At 69.1% G+C, this 16,321-nt stretch carries 13 protein-coding genes, 1 tRNA gene and 1 pseudogene; 5 read left to right on the forward strand and 10 right to left on the reverse strand.

From position 1 onward, the window contains the following. The first annotated feature begins 48 nt into the window (after positions 1–48). The 3 genes from cmk (at position 49) to ACN27D_RS27915 (ending at position 2,348) form a co-directional block, all read left to right on the forward strand. Positions 49–729, forward strand: coding sequence for a (d)CMP kinase (cmk, locus tag ACN27D_RS27905; protein WP_252453470.1), 681 nt, complete (start codon positions 49–51; stop codon positions 727–729). Then, positions 726–2,135, forward strand: coding sequence for a ribosome biogenesis GTPase Der (der, locus tag ACN27D_RS27910; RefSeq protein ID WP_120570441.1), 1,410 nt, complete (start codon positions 726–728; stop codon positions 2,133–2,135). Before cmk ends, der begins: the two co-directional genes overlap by 4 nt. 139 nt (positions 2,136–2,274) lie before the next feature. Then, a tRNA-Pro gene (locus tag ACN27D_RS27915) sits at positions 2,275–2,348 on the forward strand. 114 nt (positions 2,349–2,462) lie between these two features. Here ACN27D_RS27915 and ACN27D_RS27920 read toward each other — a convergent pair. The 3 genes from ACN27D_RS27920 to ACN27D_RS27930 form a co-directional block, all read right to left on the reverse strand. Next, positions 2,463–3,674, reverse strand: coding sequence for a tyrosine-type recombinase/integrase (locus tag ACN27D_RS27920; RefSeq protein ID WP_421500379.1), 1,212 nt, complete (start codon positions 3,672–3,674; stop codon positions 2,463–2,465). A gap of 3 nt (positions 3,675–3,677) precedes the next feature. Next, positions 3,678–3,887, reverse strand: coding sequence for a helix-turn-helix transcriptional regulator (locus ACN27D_RS27925; RefSeq protein WP_030504821.1), 210 nt, complete (start codon positions 3,885–3,887; stop codon positions 3,678–3,680). A gap of 780 nt (positions 3,888–4,667) precedes the next feature. Beyond that, a complete protein-coding gene (locus ACN27D_RS27930) occupies positions 4,668–6,887 on the reverse strand; it encodes a hypothetical protein (protein WP_421500380.1) in 2,220 nt (739 codons plus the stop codon). Between ACN27D_RS27930 and ACN27D_RS27935 the strand changes: the two genes are divergently transcribed. Together ACN27D_RS27935 and ACN27D_RS27940 are read left to right on the forward strand one after the other, a co-directional pair. Beyond that, positions 6,865–9,249 carry a transcriptional regulator gene (locus ACN27D_RS27935; protein ID WP_421500381.1) on the forward strand — a complete coding sequence of 795 codons (2,385 nt, stop codon included), beginning with the start codon at positions 6,865–6,867 and terminating at the stop codon, positions 9,247–9,249. The genes ACN27D_RS27930 and ACN27D_RS27935 overlap by 23 nt on opposite strands. A 51-nt stretch (positions 9,250–9,300) precedes the next feature. Further along, positions 9,301–10,127 (forward strand): IS5 family transposase gene (locus ACN27D_RS27940; protein ID WP_085985943.1). Its coding sequence is split into 2 segments (ribosomal slippage): positions 9,301–9,664 and positions 9,664–10,127, totalling 828 coding nucleotides; the frame shifts between segments, so codons are not numbered across the junction. A gap of 359 nt (positions 10,128–10,486) precedes the next feature. Here ACN27D_RS27940 and ACN27D_RS27945 read toward each other — a convergent pair. The 7 genes and pseudogenes from ACN27D_RS27945 to ACN27D_RS27975 all read right to left on the reverse strand — a co-directional run bounded on the left by ACN27D_RS27945 (position 10,487) and on the right by ACN27D_RS27975 (position 16,321). Next, a complete protein-coding gene (locus tag ACN27D_RS27945; RefSeq protein ID WP_141722507.1) occupies positions 10,487–10,723 on the reverse strand; it encodes a hypothetical protein in 237 nt (78 codons plus the stop codon). Between the two features lie 207 nt (positions 10,724–10,930). Next, positions 10,931–11,334: pseudogene (locus ACN27D_RS27950) on the reverse strand (cyclic-phosphate processing receiver domain-containing protein). Between the two features lie 176 nt (positions 11,335–11,510). Next, entirely contained in the window at positions 11,511–12,539 is a 1,029-nt protein-coding gene (locus tag ACN27D_RS27955) for a C40 family peptidase (protein ID WP_421500382.1), read from the reverse strand. Between the two features lie 203 nt (positions 12,540–12,742). Continuing rightward, a complete protein-coding gene (locus ACN27D_RS27960; protein ID WP_421500383.1) occupies positions 12,743–13,177 on the reverse strand; it encodes a hypothetical protein in 435 nt (144 codons plus the stop codon). A gap of 121 nt (positions 13,178–13,298) precedes the next feature. Beyond that, positions 13,299–14,288 (reverse strand): DUF932 domain-containing protein, encoded by a 990-nt coding sequence (locus ACN27D_RS27965; protein ID WP_421500384.1) that lies wholly within the window; start codon positions 14,286–14,288, stop codon positions 13,299–13,301. A 69-nt stretch (positions 14,289–14,357) separates the two neighbouring features. After that, positions 14,358–15,758, reverse strand: a complete 1,401-nt coding sequence (locus ACN27D_RS27970; protein ID WP_421500385.1) for a helix-turn-helix domain-containing protein — start codon at positions 15,756–15,758, stop codon at positions 14,358–14,360. Further along, a complete protein-coding gene (locus ACN27D_RS27975) occupies positions 15,755–16,321 on the reverse strand; it encodes a hypothetical protein (protein ID WP_421501203.1) in 567 nt (188 codons plus the stop codon). Before ACN27D_RS27975 ends, ACN27D_RS27970 begins: the two co-directional genes overlap by 4 nt.

Here is a 16,321-nt window from a genome sequence, read left to right on the forward strand (position 1 = left end):
CGCCCGAAAACCGGGCGACCCGCGAGGTACGGGCTGAGGAGGACAACGGTGGAGGAAAACGTACCGGCCGGGCGATGCGTGGTCGCTGTGGACGGGCCGTCCGGTTCGGGGAAGTCCACCGTGTCGCGGCGACTGGCCACGGGCCTCGGCGCCCGCTACCTCGACACCGGCGCCATGTACCGGGCGCTGACCTGGGCGGTCCTGCGCTCCGGCGTGGAACTCACCGACACCGAGTCGGTGGCCAAGGTCGCCGCCGAGGCCGACCTCCGCATCGGCACCGACCCCCAGGGGTACGCCGTGACCGTCGACGGCACCGACGTGTCCACCGCCATCCGCGGCGCCGAGGTGACCAAGGCGGTGTCCGCTGTCGCCGCCGTCGCCGCCGTACGCGAGCTGCTGGTGGACCGGCAGCGGCGGGTGATCGCCGACGCGGGCCGGATCGTGGTCGAAGGCCGGGACATCGGCTCGGTGGTCGCGCCGGACGCGGAGCTGAAGGTGTACCTGACCGCCTCCGAGGCGGCGCGCGCGAAGCGGCGCAGCGCCGAGGACGCGGCCGACGTCGCGGCGACCGCAGCCGACCTGGCCCGCCGGGACCGGCTCGACTCGACCCGCAAGGTCAACCCGCTCCAGCAGGCCCCCGACGCGGTGGTGCTGGACACCACCGAGCTGGGCATCGACGAGGTCGTGGCTCGCTTGCGCGAGATGCTCACGGAGCGGGGCGTGGCATGAGTGACAATGACTTCGGTGGCTGGGTGGAGTTGCGCGAGCCGGAGGCCGACTCCGGTGAGCCGACCGGCCCGCAGCCCGTCGTGGCAGTGGTCGGCCGCCCCAACGTCGGCAAGTCCACGCTGGTCAACCGCATCATCGGCCGCCGCCAGGCGGTCGTGGAGGACATCCCCGGCGTGACCCGGGACCGCGTGCCCTACGACGCGCAGTGGAACGGCCGGTCGTTCACAGTGGTGGACACCGGCGGCTGGGAGCCCGACGCCAAGGACCGGGCCGCGGCCATCGCAGCCCAGGCCGAGATCGCGGTGGGCACCGCCGACGTGGTGCTGTTCGTGGTGGACGCCATGGTCGGCTCGACCGACGTGGACGAGGCCGCGGTGAAGATGCTGCGCCGCAGCGCCAAGCCGGTGATCCTGGTGGCCAACAAGGCCGACAACACCAACATCGAGATGGAGGCGACCGCGCTGTGGTCGCTCGGCCTCGGTGAACCGTTCCCGGTGTCGGCGCTGCACGGCCGCGGCTCCGGCGACCTGCTCGACGCCATCCTGGACGCGTTGCCCGAGGCGCCGAAGATCGTGGAGAACCGGCCGCGCGGCCCCCGCCGGGTCGCGCTGGTCGGCCGCCCCAACGTCGGCAAGTCCAGCCTGCTCAACCGCTTCTCCGGCGAGGAGCGGGCGGTCGTCGACTCGGTCGCCGGCACCACAGTCGACCCGGTCGACAGCCTGGTCGAGATCGGCGGCGAGACGTGGCAGCTGGTCGACACCGCCGGCCTGCGCAAGCGGGTCGGCAAGGCCAGCGGCACCGAGTACTACGCCAGCCTGCGCACCGCCTCGGCCATCGAGGCGGCCGAGGTCGCCGTGGTGCTGATCGACTCCAGCGAGGTGATCAGCGAGCAGGACCAGCGGATCCTCACCATGGTCGTCGAGTCCGGCCGGGCGCTGGTCATCGCGTTCAACAAGTGGGACCTCGTCGACGGCGACCGCCGCTACTACCTGGACAAGGAGATCGACCGGGAGCTGCGGCGCATCCCCTGGGCGATTCGGCTGAACCTGTCCGCGAAGACCGGCCGCGCCGTCGACAAGCTCGCACCCGCGCTGCGCAAGGCGCTGGCGAGCTGGGAGACGCGCATCCCGACCGCGCAGCTCAACCAGTGGCTCACCGCGCTGGTCCAGGCCACCCCGCACCCGGTACGCGGCGGACGCGCGCCACGCATCCTGTTCGCCACCCAGGCCGGGGCGGCCCCGCCGCGGTTCGTGCTGTTCACCACCGGTCCGCTGGACGCCGGCTACCAGCGCTTCGTCGAGCGCAAGCTCCGCGAGGAGTTCGGCTACGAGGGCAGCCCGATCGAGATCTCGGTACGCCCCCGCAAGAAGCTGGGCCCCGGCGGCCGGGGCAAGGCCCACGGCTGACAGGGCTCTTCGCTGCACGCCACCCTCCTAGGACGCTCTAGGGGGTGTGGCGCGCGGCGCGGTAGGGGCCTCTGCGCACGGTGCGAAGATCCTGCGCTAAGCTGTACCGGCTGCCGCGGGGGAGACCTGGCGGGGGCATCGGGACGTGGCGCAGCTTGGTAGCGCACTTGACTGGGGGTCAAGGGGTCGTCGGTTCGAATCCGGCCGTCCCGACAAAGAAAAAGCCCTGACCAGCGGGAAAACTGGTCAGGGCTTCGATTTTCTTCGATGGAGATTTGAACCGCCCCCCGAAAACCCCCCGTTTACGCGGTGCGGCAACCAAGTTCGTCATCGGTGTGCATCGTTCTCTCCTGGTGACGATCCTTGGTTGCTCGGGTGGCTGCCGAGCCGTTCGAGGATGCCGGATACGTCTGGGGCTTGTACCGGCTTGGCGATGTAGTAGGTGTCGGTGACCTCCTCGCTGGAGTGCCCGAGTTGCGCTGCCGCGCTCTTGGTATCGATCTCCTCCTTGATGAGGGTGGCGACGGTCTTTCGGAAGGTGTGCGGGGTGACCCAGTCGAGGTCGGCTTCGGCGCGGGCCTGGCGCCACTGACGGCGGACGTTGTTGGGGGAGAGCCAGGTGCCTCGTCGGGAAGCGAAGATCGCGTCGTGGGGGTTGTCCGCGGCGGTGAGTTTGCGGGCCATGAGCATGCCGACCGCGAACCGGGGGAGGACGACCCTCCGGTAGCCGACGTCGCTCTTGGTCCAGGGCTGTCGGAAGAAGCCCTGGCTCTTGATGAAGACCAGCGTTCCGCAGATCGTCAGGGTTGGTCGTTCGGCGGCGAGGTCCAGGTCCTCCCAGCGGAGGGCCAGGATCTCGCCGATACGGGCGCCGGTGGCGAGCATGAGGTCGACGACGTCGGCCAGGTCGCCGCTGTGCCGGGGCCCGGGCTTGCCAGGGATCGGTCGCTGCCATTCGCGGATCGCCGTACGGACGGCTTGGAGTTGCTCGGCAGTCAGGACGACGACCGTGCGGCGGGGTTTACGGAGTCGGCCGGTGTCGCGGACCGGGTTGGTGGGGATGGCGCCGTGACGTACGGCCAGAGCGAACATCTGACTGAGTACGACCTTCACGCCTTTGGCGGCTGAAGGGCGGTCCTTGGCGATGTCGCGCAGGAACCGGTCGAGGCGTCCGACGCTGGCTTCCCGGATTCGGAGGTTGCCGAGGGCGGGCAGGATCGAGGTGCGGACGCTGGTCGCGTATCGGTGGATGGTTTGTGGCGCGATGCGTTCCTCGGCGGTGATCTCTTCGACCCACAGTTCGGCGAGGGCGCTGATGCGGGTTTCGCGGGTGATCTCGTCGTCGGTGGGGGTGGCACGGTCGCGGAGTTTGACCTTCAAGGCCCGTTCGGCGGCCGGGCCTGTGGTGTCGGTGGCCTCGATGTCGCGGGTGATGCCGTCGTAGTCGCGGAACCGGGCGCGTGCCCGGAATCTCTTCGGACCGAGTTTCTCGATCCGGATTTTTCCGGAGGTGCCGATGGCCAGTTCAGGTCGGGCCATGGTTCACCGCTCCGCGTCGGTGTGGTCTTCGAGCCAGCGCTCGACCTCGCTGCGCCGGTAGCGCAGGGTGTTGCCGACGCGGATGGCGCGAGGGCCCTTGCCTCGGCTGTGCCAGGCGTAGAGGGTGTTCTTGGGCTTGCCCAACCAGGCCGCGAGGTCGTCGATGGTCAGGAGCGGGTCTGGCCGCCATTCGGAGGCGGCGGGGCCGTTCATCGCCGGTCCAGGACGTCGGTCGAACCGGGCTGCCAGCGCCGCGTCGTGCGGTTGGCAGTCGGCCGGCGTGGGTCGGCACCTGGTCTGAATTCCGGGCCGGTTCGGGGTCGGGGCGGGCATGGATCGTGCTTCCTTTCGTTGGCCCGGCGTTGCTGGGGCCGGGGGTGAACGGGGTCGTCGCTACGACCCGCGGGTGCGGCATCTGACAGCTGTGGCCGTCTATCCATCCGTTGTGTCCCCCAGGGGTCAAGCCAAGGGCTGGGCTTGTCCTCGAAGAGGCATCGCAGGCTCGGTGTCGATTGCAGACGGACGGCGTCCCCCTGGTCCTGCGGACCGCTGGATGGCGGACAGAGGGCGTCAGTCGAGCCCTCGCTCGCCAGTTGCGAGACGCGGTGCGTCCCCGTACCGAGCTGGGTGTGGAAACGTGCGATCCGGGGCGCGGTGCTTGTGCGCCCGGTCATCTCGATGCAGATTGGGAAGTTCTGGAGTGTTCTCATCGTCAGTTGCCTTTCGGTCAGGCTGATGTGTGGGTTGGTGCTGGTCGTGGTCTGCGATATCCGGGCGCGTGGAACCGGTGACCTCCTTGCGTCAGAGGGCATGCGTGGCTGGCCCGCCGAGCAGAGAGGCTCGGCAGGCTGGCTGGATTGAATGGACGGCCCGCCTAGATCGGCGGGCCGTCATCTGTTGGAGCGCTGCCTGGTGCTCACGCCGGTGGCGCCGTCATTGGCCGGACAGCGGTGAGTCCCGAGGGTTGGCGCCGTTGTTTGCTCTGACGACTCGTCAGGCTGTGTGGCTGCTGCCCGCGAGTCGGCGCAATGCCTGCCCGGCGCCGGGGTAGGCGAGCCGCAATGTGTAAGCGGCGAGTTGGACGGCCCACCAGGTGAGGGCGACGAGGTAACCGACCAGCAGGGCGCTGCTGGTGTCGCTGGTGAAGACGATGGCGTAGCCGATGGCGAGGCCGGGGACTGTGATGGTGCGGGTGGTGCGGCTTCGGCTGGTGGTCAGGGCGGTGGCGATGCCGAGCAGTGCTGCTCCGGCGCTGCCGATGAGGCCGGGCATGCCGGTCAGGTCGACCGGTGGGGTGAGGGTGATCGCCGCGCGCATGAGGCAGATGCCGGTGGCGGCTACGGCGGCGGGCAGGGCCGCCGGACGGGTGCGCGCGAGCCAGTTGGACAGTTGCGGAGCCGCGATGCGGGGAGCGGTGGCGGCGATGATCGCCGCGCAGGCGGCGAGGGGGAGCGCGGAGCCGAGGGTCCATTTCAGGTATGGCTCGTAGCCGAACTGGACGGCGGTGCCGGTGGCGAGGCCGTAGAGGGCGGCGGCGGTTGATCCGCCGACGGCGGCGGCGAGGTATCCGCGTCTGATGAGGTGGCCGGTGGTGGGTCTGGTGGCTGCGTCGGTGGTGCCGGCGAGCCAGGTGGTGGGGGCGAGGTGCGCCACGGCGAATGCGGTGAGCATGGTGAGGGCACCGGCGATGCCCAGTTGAGGCAGGGAGAGGCGGACGCCGACGACCTGGACGGAGTAGGTCGTGACGATGTCCGCGGTGAGGATGGTCTGTAGGAGCACGGTGAGCGAGCAGACGCCGAGGATGATGGCGCTGGTCAGGTCACGGACGCGGAGCCGAACTCGTGGCAGTGCGGTGTCGTTGGCGGTAGTTGCTGTCTGGTGATGGGCTGCGGTGAGCGCGAGGGCGCCGTCAGCGAGGGCGTGGGAGTGACCGTCGAGGGCGGTCGGCGTGTGCCCGGTGACGGCCGCGAGGCGTTCCTGCAGGCCCGGGATTGCTCTGGCTTCCCGGTGGATCACGTGGCTGAGGTGCTGCTGGCCGATGTCGGCGGCGTCGAAGATGTCTTGCACGGCATTGGCGGTCTCGTCGAGGAGGGGCTGCGCTGCGGCGGTGACGTCGTCGCGGGTCAGAACGGCCGGCGGGCGGGGCGAGGGCAGGAGAACGGGTGCGCGTTCCTGAGTTGAGAGGGCGGTCCTGGCCTGGCGGATGGACTCCAGCAGTGCCGCGTCGGCTGGCTCGGGTGTGGCCTCTTTTTCGGTGCGGTGTGAGGGGTCGTCCGTGATGCTGCGGGTCAAGAGGTGCTGCGCGAGGTCTCGGTCCAGGTCGCGGCTCGGCCTCACCTGGCGGGTGGCGAGTTCCCGGTACCCGTCGGGGCTGACTTGCAGGACGGTCAGCGTGATTGGACGCCGCTCGGCATCGCAGATCAGCAGACATGTGCCATCCGGGACGTGGCCTGTCGTCGCGTAAGCGGCGAGTGCTGCTGGCGCGGTGACCATGGCCGGTGCGGGCAGGCCTGCCCGGGCTGCCGCGTCGGTGAGATGCCCCCGTCGGCGCGGTCCCCAGGCCGACGGGATGGTCACGGTCAGAGCGGCGACCGGTACGGCGACTTGGCGGACTGCCTGGTCCGCGACGTACCACAGCTGCCCGGCGAGCAGCTGTACGGCGTCCACCGGCGGCTCGGCGTCAGCCGCGTGCAGGAGGTCCACCGGGTCGCGGATGAACCGGTGACCTACCGAGGGCTCCGGCAGCCCGTTGACGCCGGGGTGTAGTTGACCGGCGGGGTCGATCACGATGCCGTGCGGCATGACGATGCGGCCGTTGAGCAGCACGGGGATCCGGGTGCCATCGAGGTCGACGGTGGCGGCGATTACCGACGACGTGAGATCGATCGATAGTCGCGTGCCCCCGCTTGGCATGCGAGGCAGTCTCTCCCGACCGGGGAGTAGATCGTCAACCACGTTCTCGTCCCGTGATCGATTGTGCGCGCATGGTGAGAATCCTTCCTGAGGAGATGGCCCTCGATGGGTATCGCCGTGTATGCGAGAGGAAAGGGATCTACCAAGCGGGGGGACGGACAGGATGTCGCAGCAATCCCCGGACAGCGGCAACCGGCTAGCCGAATACGCGCGTCCCACGGTGTACGTCCCGCCCGCGTCGACACCGCCGCGCCACACAGCGGGGCGGGTGTCCTCCGTGATCCGACCGGTCCGGGCCACCGTAGCCACGGTCGTGTTCCTGGCCGGGGTACCGGCGTTGCTGGTGTCCCTCGACGGCAACCCGCTGAGGAGGTGGCCGTCCTGGACGCAGGTGGTGGCATGGTTCGATCAGCCGAACGAACGGTTCACCTCGACCGTCCTGGCCGGCGCGGCTGTCTGGGCGGTGTGGCTGTTGTGGGCCATGCTCGCGCTGCTGCTGATCGCCGAGCTGATCGCGCTGGCGACCCGATGGCGGATCCCGGTGCTACGGCTTCCCGCACCACTGCACCGGTTCGTGTTCGGCCTGGCCGGCACCGCGGCGATCGCCGTCACCTCCGTCGGCCAACTGAACACCGGCGGCGTTCGACCACCGGCGGCCATCGACGCGGCCGAGGCAGTAGCTGTTCCTCAGCAAGCTCTCGCGCAGGGGCCGGCACTGATTCAGGTCGGCAACACCCGCTACCTGTACACCGTCGAGCGACACGACACCCTGTCGAAGATCGCCAAGCAGTGGCTCGGTGACGCCGGCCGCTGGCCGGAAATCTGCCGCATGAACAAGCACCGCCACTTCCCCCAGGTCGGCGGCACACTGCGTGACTGCGACTTGATCTACCCGGGCTGGGAACTGCGGCTACCCGCCGATGCCCAACCCCCACAGACCGCCATCCCGGGCCGCCCGCGCTCACCGCGACCTGGCACCGTCGCCCCATCCCCACCGCCGAGCAACCCGCCGGAAGCCCCGCAGCCCACCGATCCACCCACACCCGACAACCATGAGACGGTCGCCACGCCCAGAAGCTCTTCGCCGACCACACCCACCGCACCGGACTCCGGGTCACCCACCGACGCTCCCACGCGGCCTTCGTCCTCGCCGGAAGCCGACGGCGCGCAACGCCCGCAGGACACCGACCACCAGCGGGGTCTGCAGCTGACCTCCGCGGAGTGGCTTCCCTGGTCCCTCGCCGCCGCCATCAGCGCGGCCGCAGTCCTGGTGTGGCGGCAGCGCCGGCGCCGCTACACCGGCGACCCCCACGACGATCCACCCACCGACCTGCCGCCCTCGGTGGCCGAGCTACGCCGTGCCGTGGCCCGAAACCCCGACCTCCCGCACCCCGACGACGGGGCACCACTGGCCGCCCTTGTCCCGCTGCCGTCCGGTGGCGTCGGCCTCGTCGGCGACGGCGCAGCTCCCGCCGCACGCGCCACCCTCGTAGCAGTGCTGGCCTCCGGCGACCCGCAACACCCCGACGCGCGCGGCGAAGTCGTCATCGACGCCGCCACCCTCACCACGCTGCTCGGCACCGAAACGACGACCGTCAGATCATGGCCGCGCCTGCACATCACCGACACCCTCGACGACGCACTCACCACGATCGAGACCCAACTGCTGCACCGCAGCCGCCTTCTCGACGAACAGACACTGACCGACCCCGACGAGCAGCAACAACCCAAGACTCCGGAAGCAAAGGTTCTGCCTCCGGTCGTCCTCATCACAGAGACACCAGCCGCCGCAGCCGCAGCCCGCGTCGAAGCGGCTCTGGCCGCGGGCGCCAGCAGGCAGGTATTCGGGGTACTGCTCGGTGAGTGGCACCCCGGCGTCACCATTGACGTAGCCCCAGACGGACAGACCACCCTCATATCCGGTCAGCCAACCGAACCACTGCCGCCGCGCCTACCCGTGCTCGAACCCACCACAGCGATCCAGACCCTGACCACGCTGCGAGAAGCGCAAACCGGCGAACCTCCAGCGAAAACCTCGCCAGCCGGACCGGCCACGGTCATTGCCCTGCACGCCAGCCGGAACGACGCGGCATCTCAGGATCAGCCCGCGGCAACTGCAACTCCCTCCGCCGCTGTCGTCGGGAAGGCCCGGCTTCGGGTGCTCGGCTCGCCGCGGATCGAGGACATCACCAAACCGGGACGGCCCCTGCGCGCCAAAGCCCTCGAACTCGCCGTCTTCCTGGCCTGCCACCCCGACGGCGTCACCACCCGCGACATCGGCGAATACCTCGAACCCGACGCCCGCCTCAGCCAAGCCGACCAACGCGTACACACCAACGCCTCGAACCTGCGACACGTCCTCGGCCGTGCCGGCACCGCCGAGACGAAAAGCGCCTACGTCATCAAAACCGCAGGCCGGTATCGACTCGACCCGACGACGGTCGACGTCGACGTGTGGACTCTCCGTGACCTCATGCGTCGAGCCACCATCGCCACCGGACTGCGCCGCCACGAACTGTTGACCGCCGCCTGCGAGCTCTACGACGCGCCACTGGCCGAGGGGCAGGACTACGAGTGGCTGCAGCCCCACCGAGAGACGGTGCGCCGCTGGGGTACCGAAGCCCACCTACTCCTCGCCGAAGACCTGCTTAAGAGCTCCTAACGAAATGATGTTGGGCGTGTCCTCGGGACGCGAGGATCGTTCTGTCTGAACGTGAGGAGGGGTGAGCAGCCGCCGTGGGTCGTCTCGGACGAACTCTGGGCCGAGGTCGCACCGCTGCTGCCGCCCCGTCCGCCCCGGCGGCGACGGTTCCCGGGCCGCAAGCCTCTCGATGACCGCAAGGTGCTGTGCGGGATCTTGTTCGTGCTCTACACCGCGATCCCGTGGGAGTACCTGCCCCAAGAGCTGGGTTTCGGCTCAGGAATGACCTGCTGGCGCCGGTTGCGGGACTGGAACGACGCTGGCGTGTGGCAGCGCCTGCACGAGGTGTTGCTCGGCAGACTCCGCGCCGCGGGCCAGTTGGACATGTCCCGGGCGGTGATCGACGGCTCCCACGTCCGGGCGCTCAAGGGCGGCCCAAAACCGGTCCGAGCCCGGTCGACCGCCGCAAGCCAGGCTCGAAACACCACGTCATCACCGACGCGGGCGGCATCCCCCTCGCCACGGCACTGACCGGCGGCAACCGCCACGACGTCACCCAGCTCATGCCCCTGGTCGACAAGATCCCCCGCATCAAGGGCATCCGCGGCCGGCCCCGGCAGCGACCCGACCGCATCTACGCTGATCGCGGCTACGACTTCGACAAGTACCGCCGCGAGCTACGGACCCGCGGCATCACACCTGTCATCGCCCGACGCGGCGTCCCACACGGCTCTGGGCTCGGCACCCGACGCTGGGTCGTCGAGCAGACCATCGCCCTGCTGCACTGGTTCCGCCGCCTGCGCATCCGCTGGGAGATCCGCGACGACATCCACGAAGCGTTCCTCACTCTCGCCTGCGCCATCATCTGCTGGCGCCGACTCCAACGCTTAAAGAGTTAGGAGCTCTAAGCCAGACCCGCAGGCCGCATCTGACCTGCTGAACAAAGCCATCGTCCTAGACCGGTACAACGAATCCCTCTACACCAAGGCTATGCAGGCCCGGCACGCCCTCGGCGATGCGGACGGCATTCGTACTCTTTCGCGCGCCCTGACGAGAGTGCTCGCCGACCTCGACGCTCAACCGAGCGAAGACACGATCGCCCTAGCCGTCCGGCTCGGTGCGGACTTGACCCGTGGGTGACCCGAACACATGAGAATCCGCGCGGCGGCGATGCGGATCCGTACCGGTGTGAACGGCACGGAGGACACCGACGGAAAGGTGGCTGGCGATGATCTCCTCCGGTGAGGCGAGCGAAGGATCAATCTTTCAGCATTAGCAGAACGCTCCTGGGATTGGGGCGGTGGACGAGACCACGACGTTCCAGTTCTTTGACCACTGCGGTACGAATGCCTTTGACCTCGCGCCTATCGAGGCGGAACTCTTCCATCATCCACGGATAGAGCGGCTCGCGACAGACCCGGCACCCATCCTCAATCGTGGCGTGTTCCTGAATGAACTGGTAGACGGCCTCCGCGTATTCGGACGTCCGCGGCATGAGTTCCTCCTCCGAGCGCAAGTCGGAAGCTACAGCTACGCCTAGCCGATCGGTATCGTTCTCGTGGCGGATTTCCGAGAGCCGTGTCCGGCGATCCTGCGGCTTGGCGGTCGAGCCTCCGCTGGCTCTCGCGCCCAGCCATGCCTCCTGTCCTGCTCTTCTGCCGCCCTCAGAGTGGGCAGCCGGCGGGAGGCATGTGCGCGCCGGTCAGCTCACGGCGGGACCGTCGAGACAGCCGACTTCGGTCGAGCCCGAAGCGACGCGGACGTAATACCCCAGTGGCGTAGGACCAGCGCGACCCTTGTGGCGCCGACTGGGTTGGCGGAGTGGACGTTGATGACGCCGACGTCAAAGGGGCGCTTGTCGAAGGCCGCCCGTTCCAGGACCTCCACGACCGGCCAGATCGTGTCATCCCCGCCGAGGTCATGGTCCAGCCACAACTCGTCCAAGCGCCGGTCTCGGTACCGACCAAGGAGCTCAACTCCGGCGTCGCTGGTGCGGGCCACCTCGGCGGTGCGGCCATCCACGAACGAACGTAGGTCATCCACCAAGACGATCATTCGGCCAGCGTTCACACGATGATGATGCCTGGCACCGTCGCGATCCGGCATTCGGATTAGCCGCGATCCGAGGGCCAGTGAACGCCCACCGAGCACTCGTCGTGAGTAGCGGACTTAGGCCGTCGAGTTGCACTTGAGGTCGTTGGTTGAGCAGGCGCGAGGGCTACGACGGTCGGCAAGCGGCATCCGGCGGCATCGACTGTCCCGAACCCAGGAATGTGCCCTTCTCAAGCAGGCTCCTGAACGATCCGTCGGATCTTGGCGATCTGGTCATTCCAGCTGCTCAGCTGAGTGATCTTGATGACGTCGCCGGTCTGCGGTGCTTGGATGATGAGTCCTTCGCCGAGGTACATGCCGACGTGGCGTGGGTGGGCCGGGGTGCCGTTGCTGCCGGGGATCAGGATGAGGTCGCCGGGTAGCAGGCGGGTCGGGCTGGCTACTGGTGTGCCGGCGTTGGCTTGGTCGGTGGTGACGCGAGGAATGGAGATGCCGGCTGCTCGGTAGGCCGCTTGCATCAGGGATGAGCAGTCGCACTGTTTGTGGGGGTCGTTGGAGTGCGGGTCGGTGCACGAGCCGCCGAAGTGGTAGGGCGTGCCGAGCTGGGCAACGGCCCAGAACACCGCGGTTGTCACCGCTGGCGAGGTGTCGGAGGGCAGCGTGAATCCGGCAGGTAGGGCGGCCAGTGCATCGGGGGTGCAGTCGGCGAGGGTGCTGGTGAGTTGCTCCACCAGGCGGAGGGCATCGTTGGTCCATGTGGCGTACGCATCGGGGAAGGCCGAGGCTTGGACCGCCTGGGCGACCTGGGTGAGCGGCATCGACTCCCAGCCGGGGATTGTGAGGAGCTTGTCGAAGAACTTGCCGGCCTGATACGCGGGTTCAGCCAGTTGTGCGACGGTGCCCCATCCCTGGCTGGGGCGTTGTTGGAACACCCCGATGGAGTCGTGGTCGTTGCGGGTGCCTCGGTGGGGCAGGTTGCGGAGGCTGGATTCCTGCATGGCGGTGGCGACGGCGATGACCCAGCCCCATTGAGGGACGCCTTTGGTGACGCCGGTGTCGATGATGGTCGCGGCTACGTCAAGTTGCTCGGCATCCCAGGCGCCGACGGTGGGCGGTCGCCCGGAGGGATGCATGTTGGGTGTGGCGGCGATGCCGCACCCTTTGGAGCCAGCGCCCGTGACGGCCGTCAGCAGGAGCATGGGCAGGCCGAGGCAGGCAACGGCGACGAGGCTGACAATGCCGGTGATGGCTCTGGTCATGGCGGCGGCCTCTCAATATGGCTGGGATGGCGGATCGGACAGGAGCCGTCGCGAGCAGGCTCGTCGGCGGCGCGGTAGGCGCGGTGCATGGAGGGCCTTTGAAGGTGATGAAGCGGAGAATGACCGTGGGCTGCCTACGTGGGCGGCCCACCTCATTTGCTCGACCGGCCGATGAGTGCGCGGCGCGTCAACACCGGCTGCCCTCAGACCTCTGTACCTCGGTTGTGCCTGGACTGGTCCTTGGCCGTCTGGTCCTCGGTGACGCGGCGGTAGATCGCGATGCATCGGAGGATCAGCTCGTGTGATGGCAGGGTCAGTAGCCGCTGCCGTTTGTCCTCGCGGAGCTTGTCCCAGATGAGGACGGTGACGGTGGCGGACCACACGTCCACGAGAACGCCGTCGATCTTGGCGTACTGCCGGGCGGCGACGATGCGTCGCAACGTGTCGATGAGCGTGGCGTCGCCCGGTGGATGGTTGGCGTCGTCGGGCCGGGCGGCCTCGGGCAGCAGGGTGTAGCAGTCCTCGCAGGTGTAGTCGATGCGCGGCGGGTTGTCGGTCGCCCACTGCTGCACGTCGGTGGCGGGTAGGCCACATACCGACTGCCGTAGATCGCGGGGGTGGCGGAGGTGGCCGGTCATCGGCGGGCCCTTTGGTATGCATCGAGCCCTCGGGTCCTGGGCGGAGTCACGTGAGGTGTCCGTTCCTTCGGGCCGGGGCAGCGGCGCGGGTGACCGCTGCCCCGGAGGTGTGGGTGTGCGGTCAGATCTTCAGTAGGTCGAAGGCGGCGACTTTCAGGTCGCCGGTGTTGCCGGTCAGCACCCGGTTGGCGCGGACGAGGTCGTTCTTGGCGGGCTGGTAGTGGTCGAGGTATTCGGTGATGGCCTGGTATCCGGCCCACCGGCTGCCGGTGATGGCTTTCTGGGTGTCGGCCTCGCCGATCAGGTACTTGAGGGTGCCGAGGCGTTGCTTGGCGTTGTTCTTGGCCTGCTCGGACGCGGTGTCCTTGACCGGCCATACCTGCGCGACGACGTTCTCGAACTCCCGCATGGTCAGCTCCGCGTTGAGCATCCGTTCGGCGGCCTTCTCGAAGGTCTCCATGTAGGTCCACATCAGGCCCAGGGCTTCGCGGGCCTGGCTGATCTGGGAGTTGACGTTGGAGGTGTGCCGGAAGGTGTAGTGGCCGACGGTGTGCTGGAAGGCGGCGCGTTGGGTGTTGGCGCAGACCACCCGGATCGGGCTGGCGTCTACCCGCAGGGCGGCGCTGCCGTCGTGGGAGGTGGTGCCGATGAGGTACAGGTCGAGGCGGTCTACCCCGGCGATCTCCATCGCGTCGGGCAGCTTCATCGTGACGAATACGCTCTTGCCGCGGCGCAGGCTGCCGGCGGTTTCGAAGTGGGCGCCGCCGACCTGGTCCACGAGCCGGTCGAGCATCTCGGCGCACTGCTCGTTCTGGACGACCGTGTAGTCGGTGCCGACGATGCCCAGGTATTCGGTCTGGCCGGTGACCGGGTTGCGGCGTACGGTCATTCGCTTGTCGTCGGCGGGGACCTGTACCTCGGCTCCGTTGACGATGTCGATGCCGACGGTGCGGATGGTGCGGACGCCCCAGTCGCCGAGGCGGGCGGAGGCCATGATCTCTTCGGCCTTCATCGTGTCCTGGGTGACGGTGCCGAGCTGGTGCCAGGCCGACAGGCGTGCGCTGGCAAAGGCAGTTGTTCCGTCGGTGAAGGTTTCGAGTTCGTGCGGCACGGATTCTCCTCTCGATGTGCTGGCGGGGGCCGAGTACGCGGCTCGGCCCCCGCAGGGGAGTGGCGTTGGTCAGGACTGGTCGGTGCTGCCCGCGTCGGTCTCGACGGGGTTGTCGCTGTCGGGTTGCGTCGGGTGGACGAAGGTCAGCGGCGCGTCGGAGACCAGGACGATCCGGCCGCTGGCGGCGGCCTTGGTGCAGTTGTTTCGCACGGCCCCGGAGCTGATCGCGCGGCCGAGTTGGCCGGCGAGCACGGTGGCGATGTCCTGCGGGGTCATCTGCTGGCCGGGGTTGGCGGCCAGGACGTCGAGGGTGAGTTTTTCCAGTTCGCCGCGGCTGAACGGTGGGCTGCCGTCGGCGTTGACGGTCCCGTCACCGCGCGGGCCCGTGCTGCGGGCGACGCGCGGCGTGCGGCCGGGTGCGCGCAGCGGCATGGCGACGACGTGGGTCTCGCCGTCTGCGTCGACGACGTGCAGCGTGCCGTCCGGTTGGATCAGGGGCAGCACCGCCGCTGCGGCGATCGGCATGCTCGTTTGGCCGCGGATGACCTGGGAGCACAGCGGGCAGCGGGGCGGCTCCGGGTTCGGGTCCACCTCACTGGCCCGGGTCGGGCCGGCGACCCACCGCTCGGGCAGGCCGGGCAGTCGACGGGCGGCGGCGGCCTGTTCCATCGCGGTCAGCAGCCGGGACGCGGTGGCGTGTCCGATGCCGCTTTCGGCCACGATCAGGTCGATGGTGGCGCCGGCGTCGCCGTAGTCGGCCAGGACTCCCTTGATGGCCATGACCTTGCGGTCACCGGGCCGCGCCGGCTGCACCGCAACGACGGCGGAACTCTCACCGGCCTCGCTGCTGTCGTCGTCGCGTCCGCGGCTGTCGTCGTGATCGGTCTCGTCTCCCGCCTCATCCGGCGCCTTGTCCGCGTGGTCGTCGCGGGATGGATCAGCTGCGCCGCCATTGGCAGGTCCGCTCGCCGAGGTGTCGAGATCCGATCCGATGAGCTGCTCGCTCTCGTCCGCGGCGGCGGTCTGCTGGTCGCCGAGATCGACGGCAGCGTCCGGTTCCGCAGCGGCGGCGCCGTCCGGGGCGGGCAGGGCCCACCGGGTGGACGCGCCGTCGGCCGCATCGGCGTCGGTGTCCACCGCAACGATCAAGCCGGCGTCGGCCAGGGACTTGAGTGCCTTGTCGGTGGTCGAGCGCGCCTTTCCGGCGCGGTCGGCCAACTCGTGCACGTCGCCCTGGCCAAGGTCGGTCAGGGCGTCGAGGACAGCCTGCGCTGCAGGCGTCAGGGACAGGTCTTTCATGGGGTTCCTCTCTTGGGGACGTAGTTCGGATAGCGGCGCGAGTGAGGCCGCCCGGATGGTGAGCCGGGTCGCGGGTGACAGCCGGGGCGGCAGGCGCGCGTCGGGAGCGCCGTGTCGTGCGAGGTGTGCCATTCGTCGCCCGGTGAAGGGCGCCGCGATGCGACCGGTCACGCGGGCTGCAGGGTGTAGAGGCGGTTCTCGGTGCGGTCCCGGTAGATGCCGGCGTCGCTGTGGGACAGCCGCACCGAGCTGACGCTGCCGGGCGGCCGAAATTTGACGTCGGAGCTGCCCACCCTGACGTCGGCCGTGTGTCCCGCGAGGTTGCGGGCGCGGCAGGAGTCGGTGTGCGGCAGAACGACCAGCACGGTGTCGCCGGGGTCGACGTAGCGCCGCCGTACCTGCTGCCCAGGGTGGGTTAGCGCGTAGGCGGTCCGTGTCTCGTCGCCGATGAGGGCGTCGATCCGAGCGCGGGCGTTGCCGTACTCGCCGGCCAGGTTCTGGAGCGTCTTCGCCGATCCCGTGATGGCGGCGGCGGATGCGTGTAGGTCGTCTTCGTTGAGGAGTCTGGTGCGCAGGTGGTCGACGGCGAGTAGCAGCTCGTCGCGTAGGTGTCGGAGATCGTCGGCGGCCTCGGGTAGGTGCGCGGCGGCGGGGACGGGGTCGACGGCGTGTTGGTCGAGGGTGCGGCCGGTCGCCGCGGTGATCCACCGCTCGACCAGGTTGAGGTGCGGCAT

The sequence above is a fragment of the Micromonospora sp. WMMD1274 genome (genome assembly GCF_049179035.1).
In the GTDB taxonomy this organism is placed as follows: Bacteria; Actinomycetota; Actinomycetes; order Mycobacteriales; family Micromonosporaceae; genus Micromonospora; species Micromonospora tulbaghiae.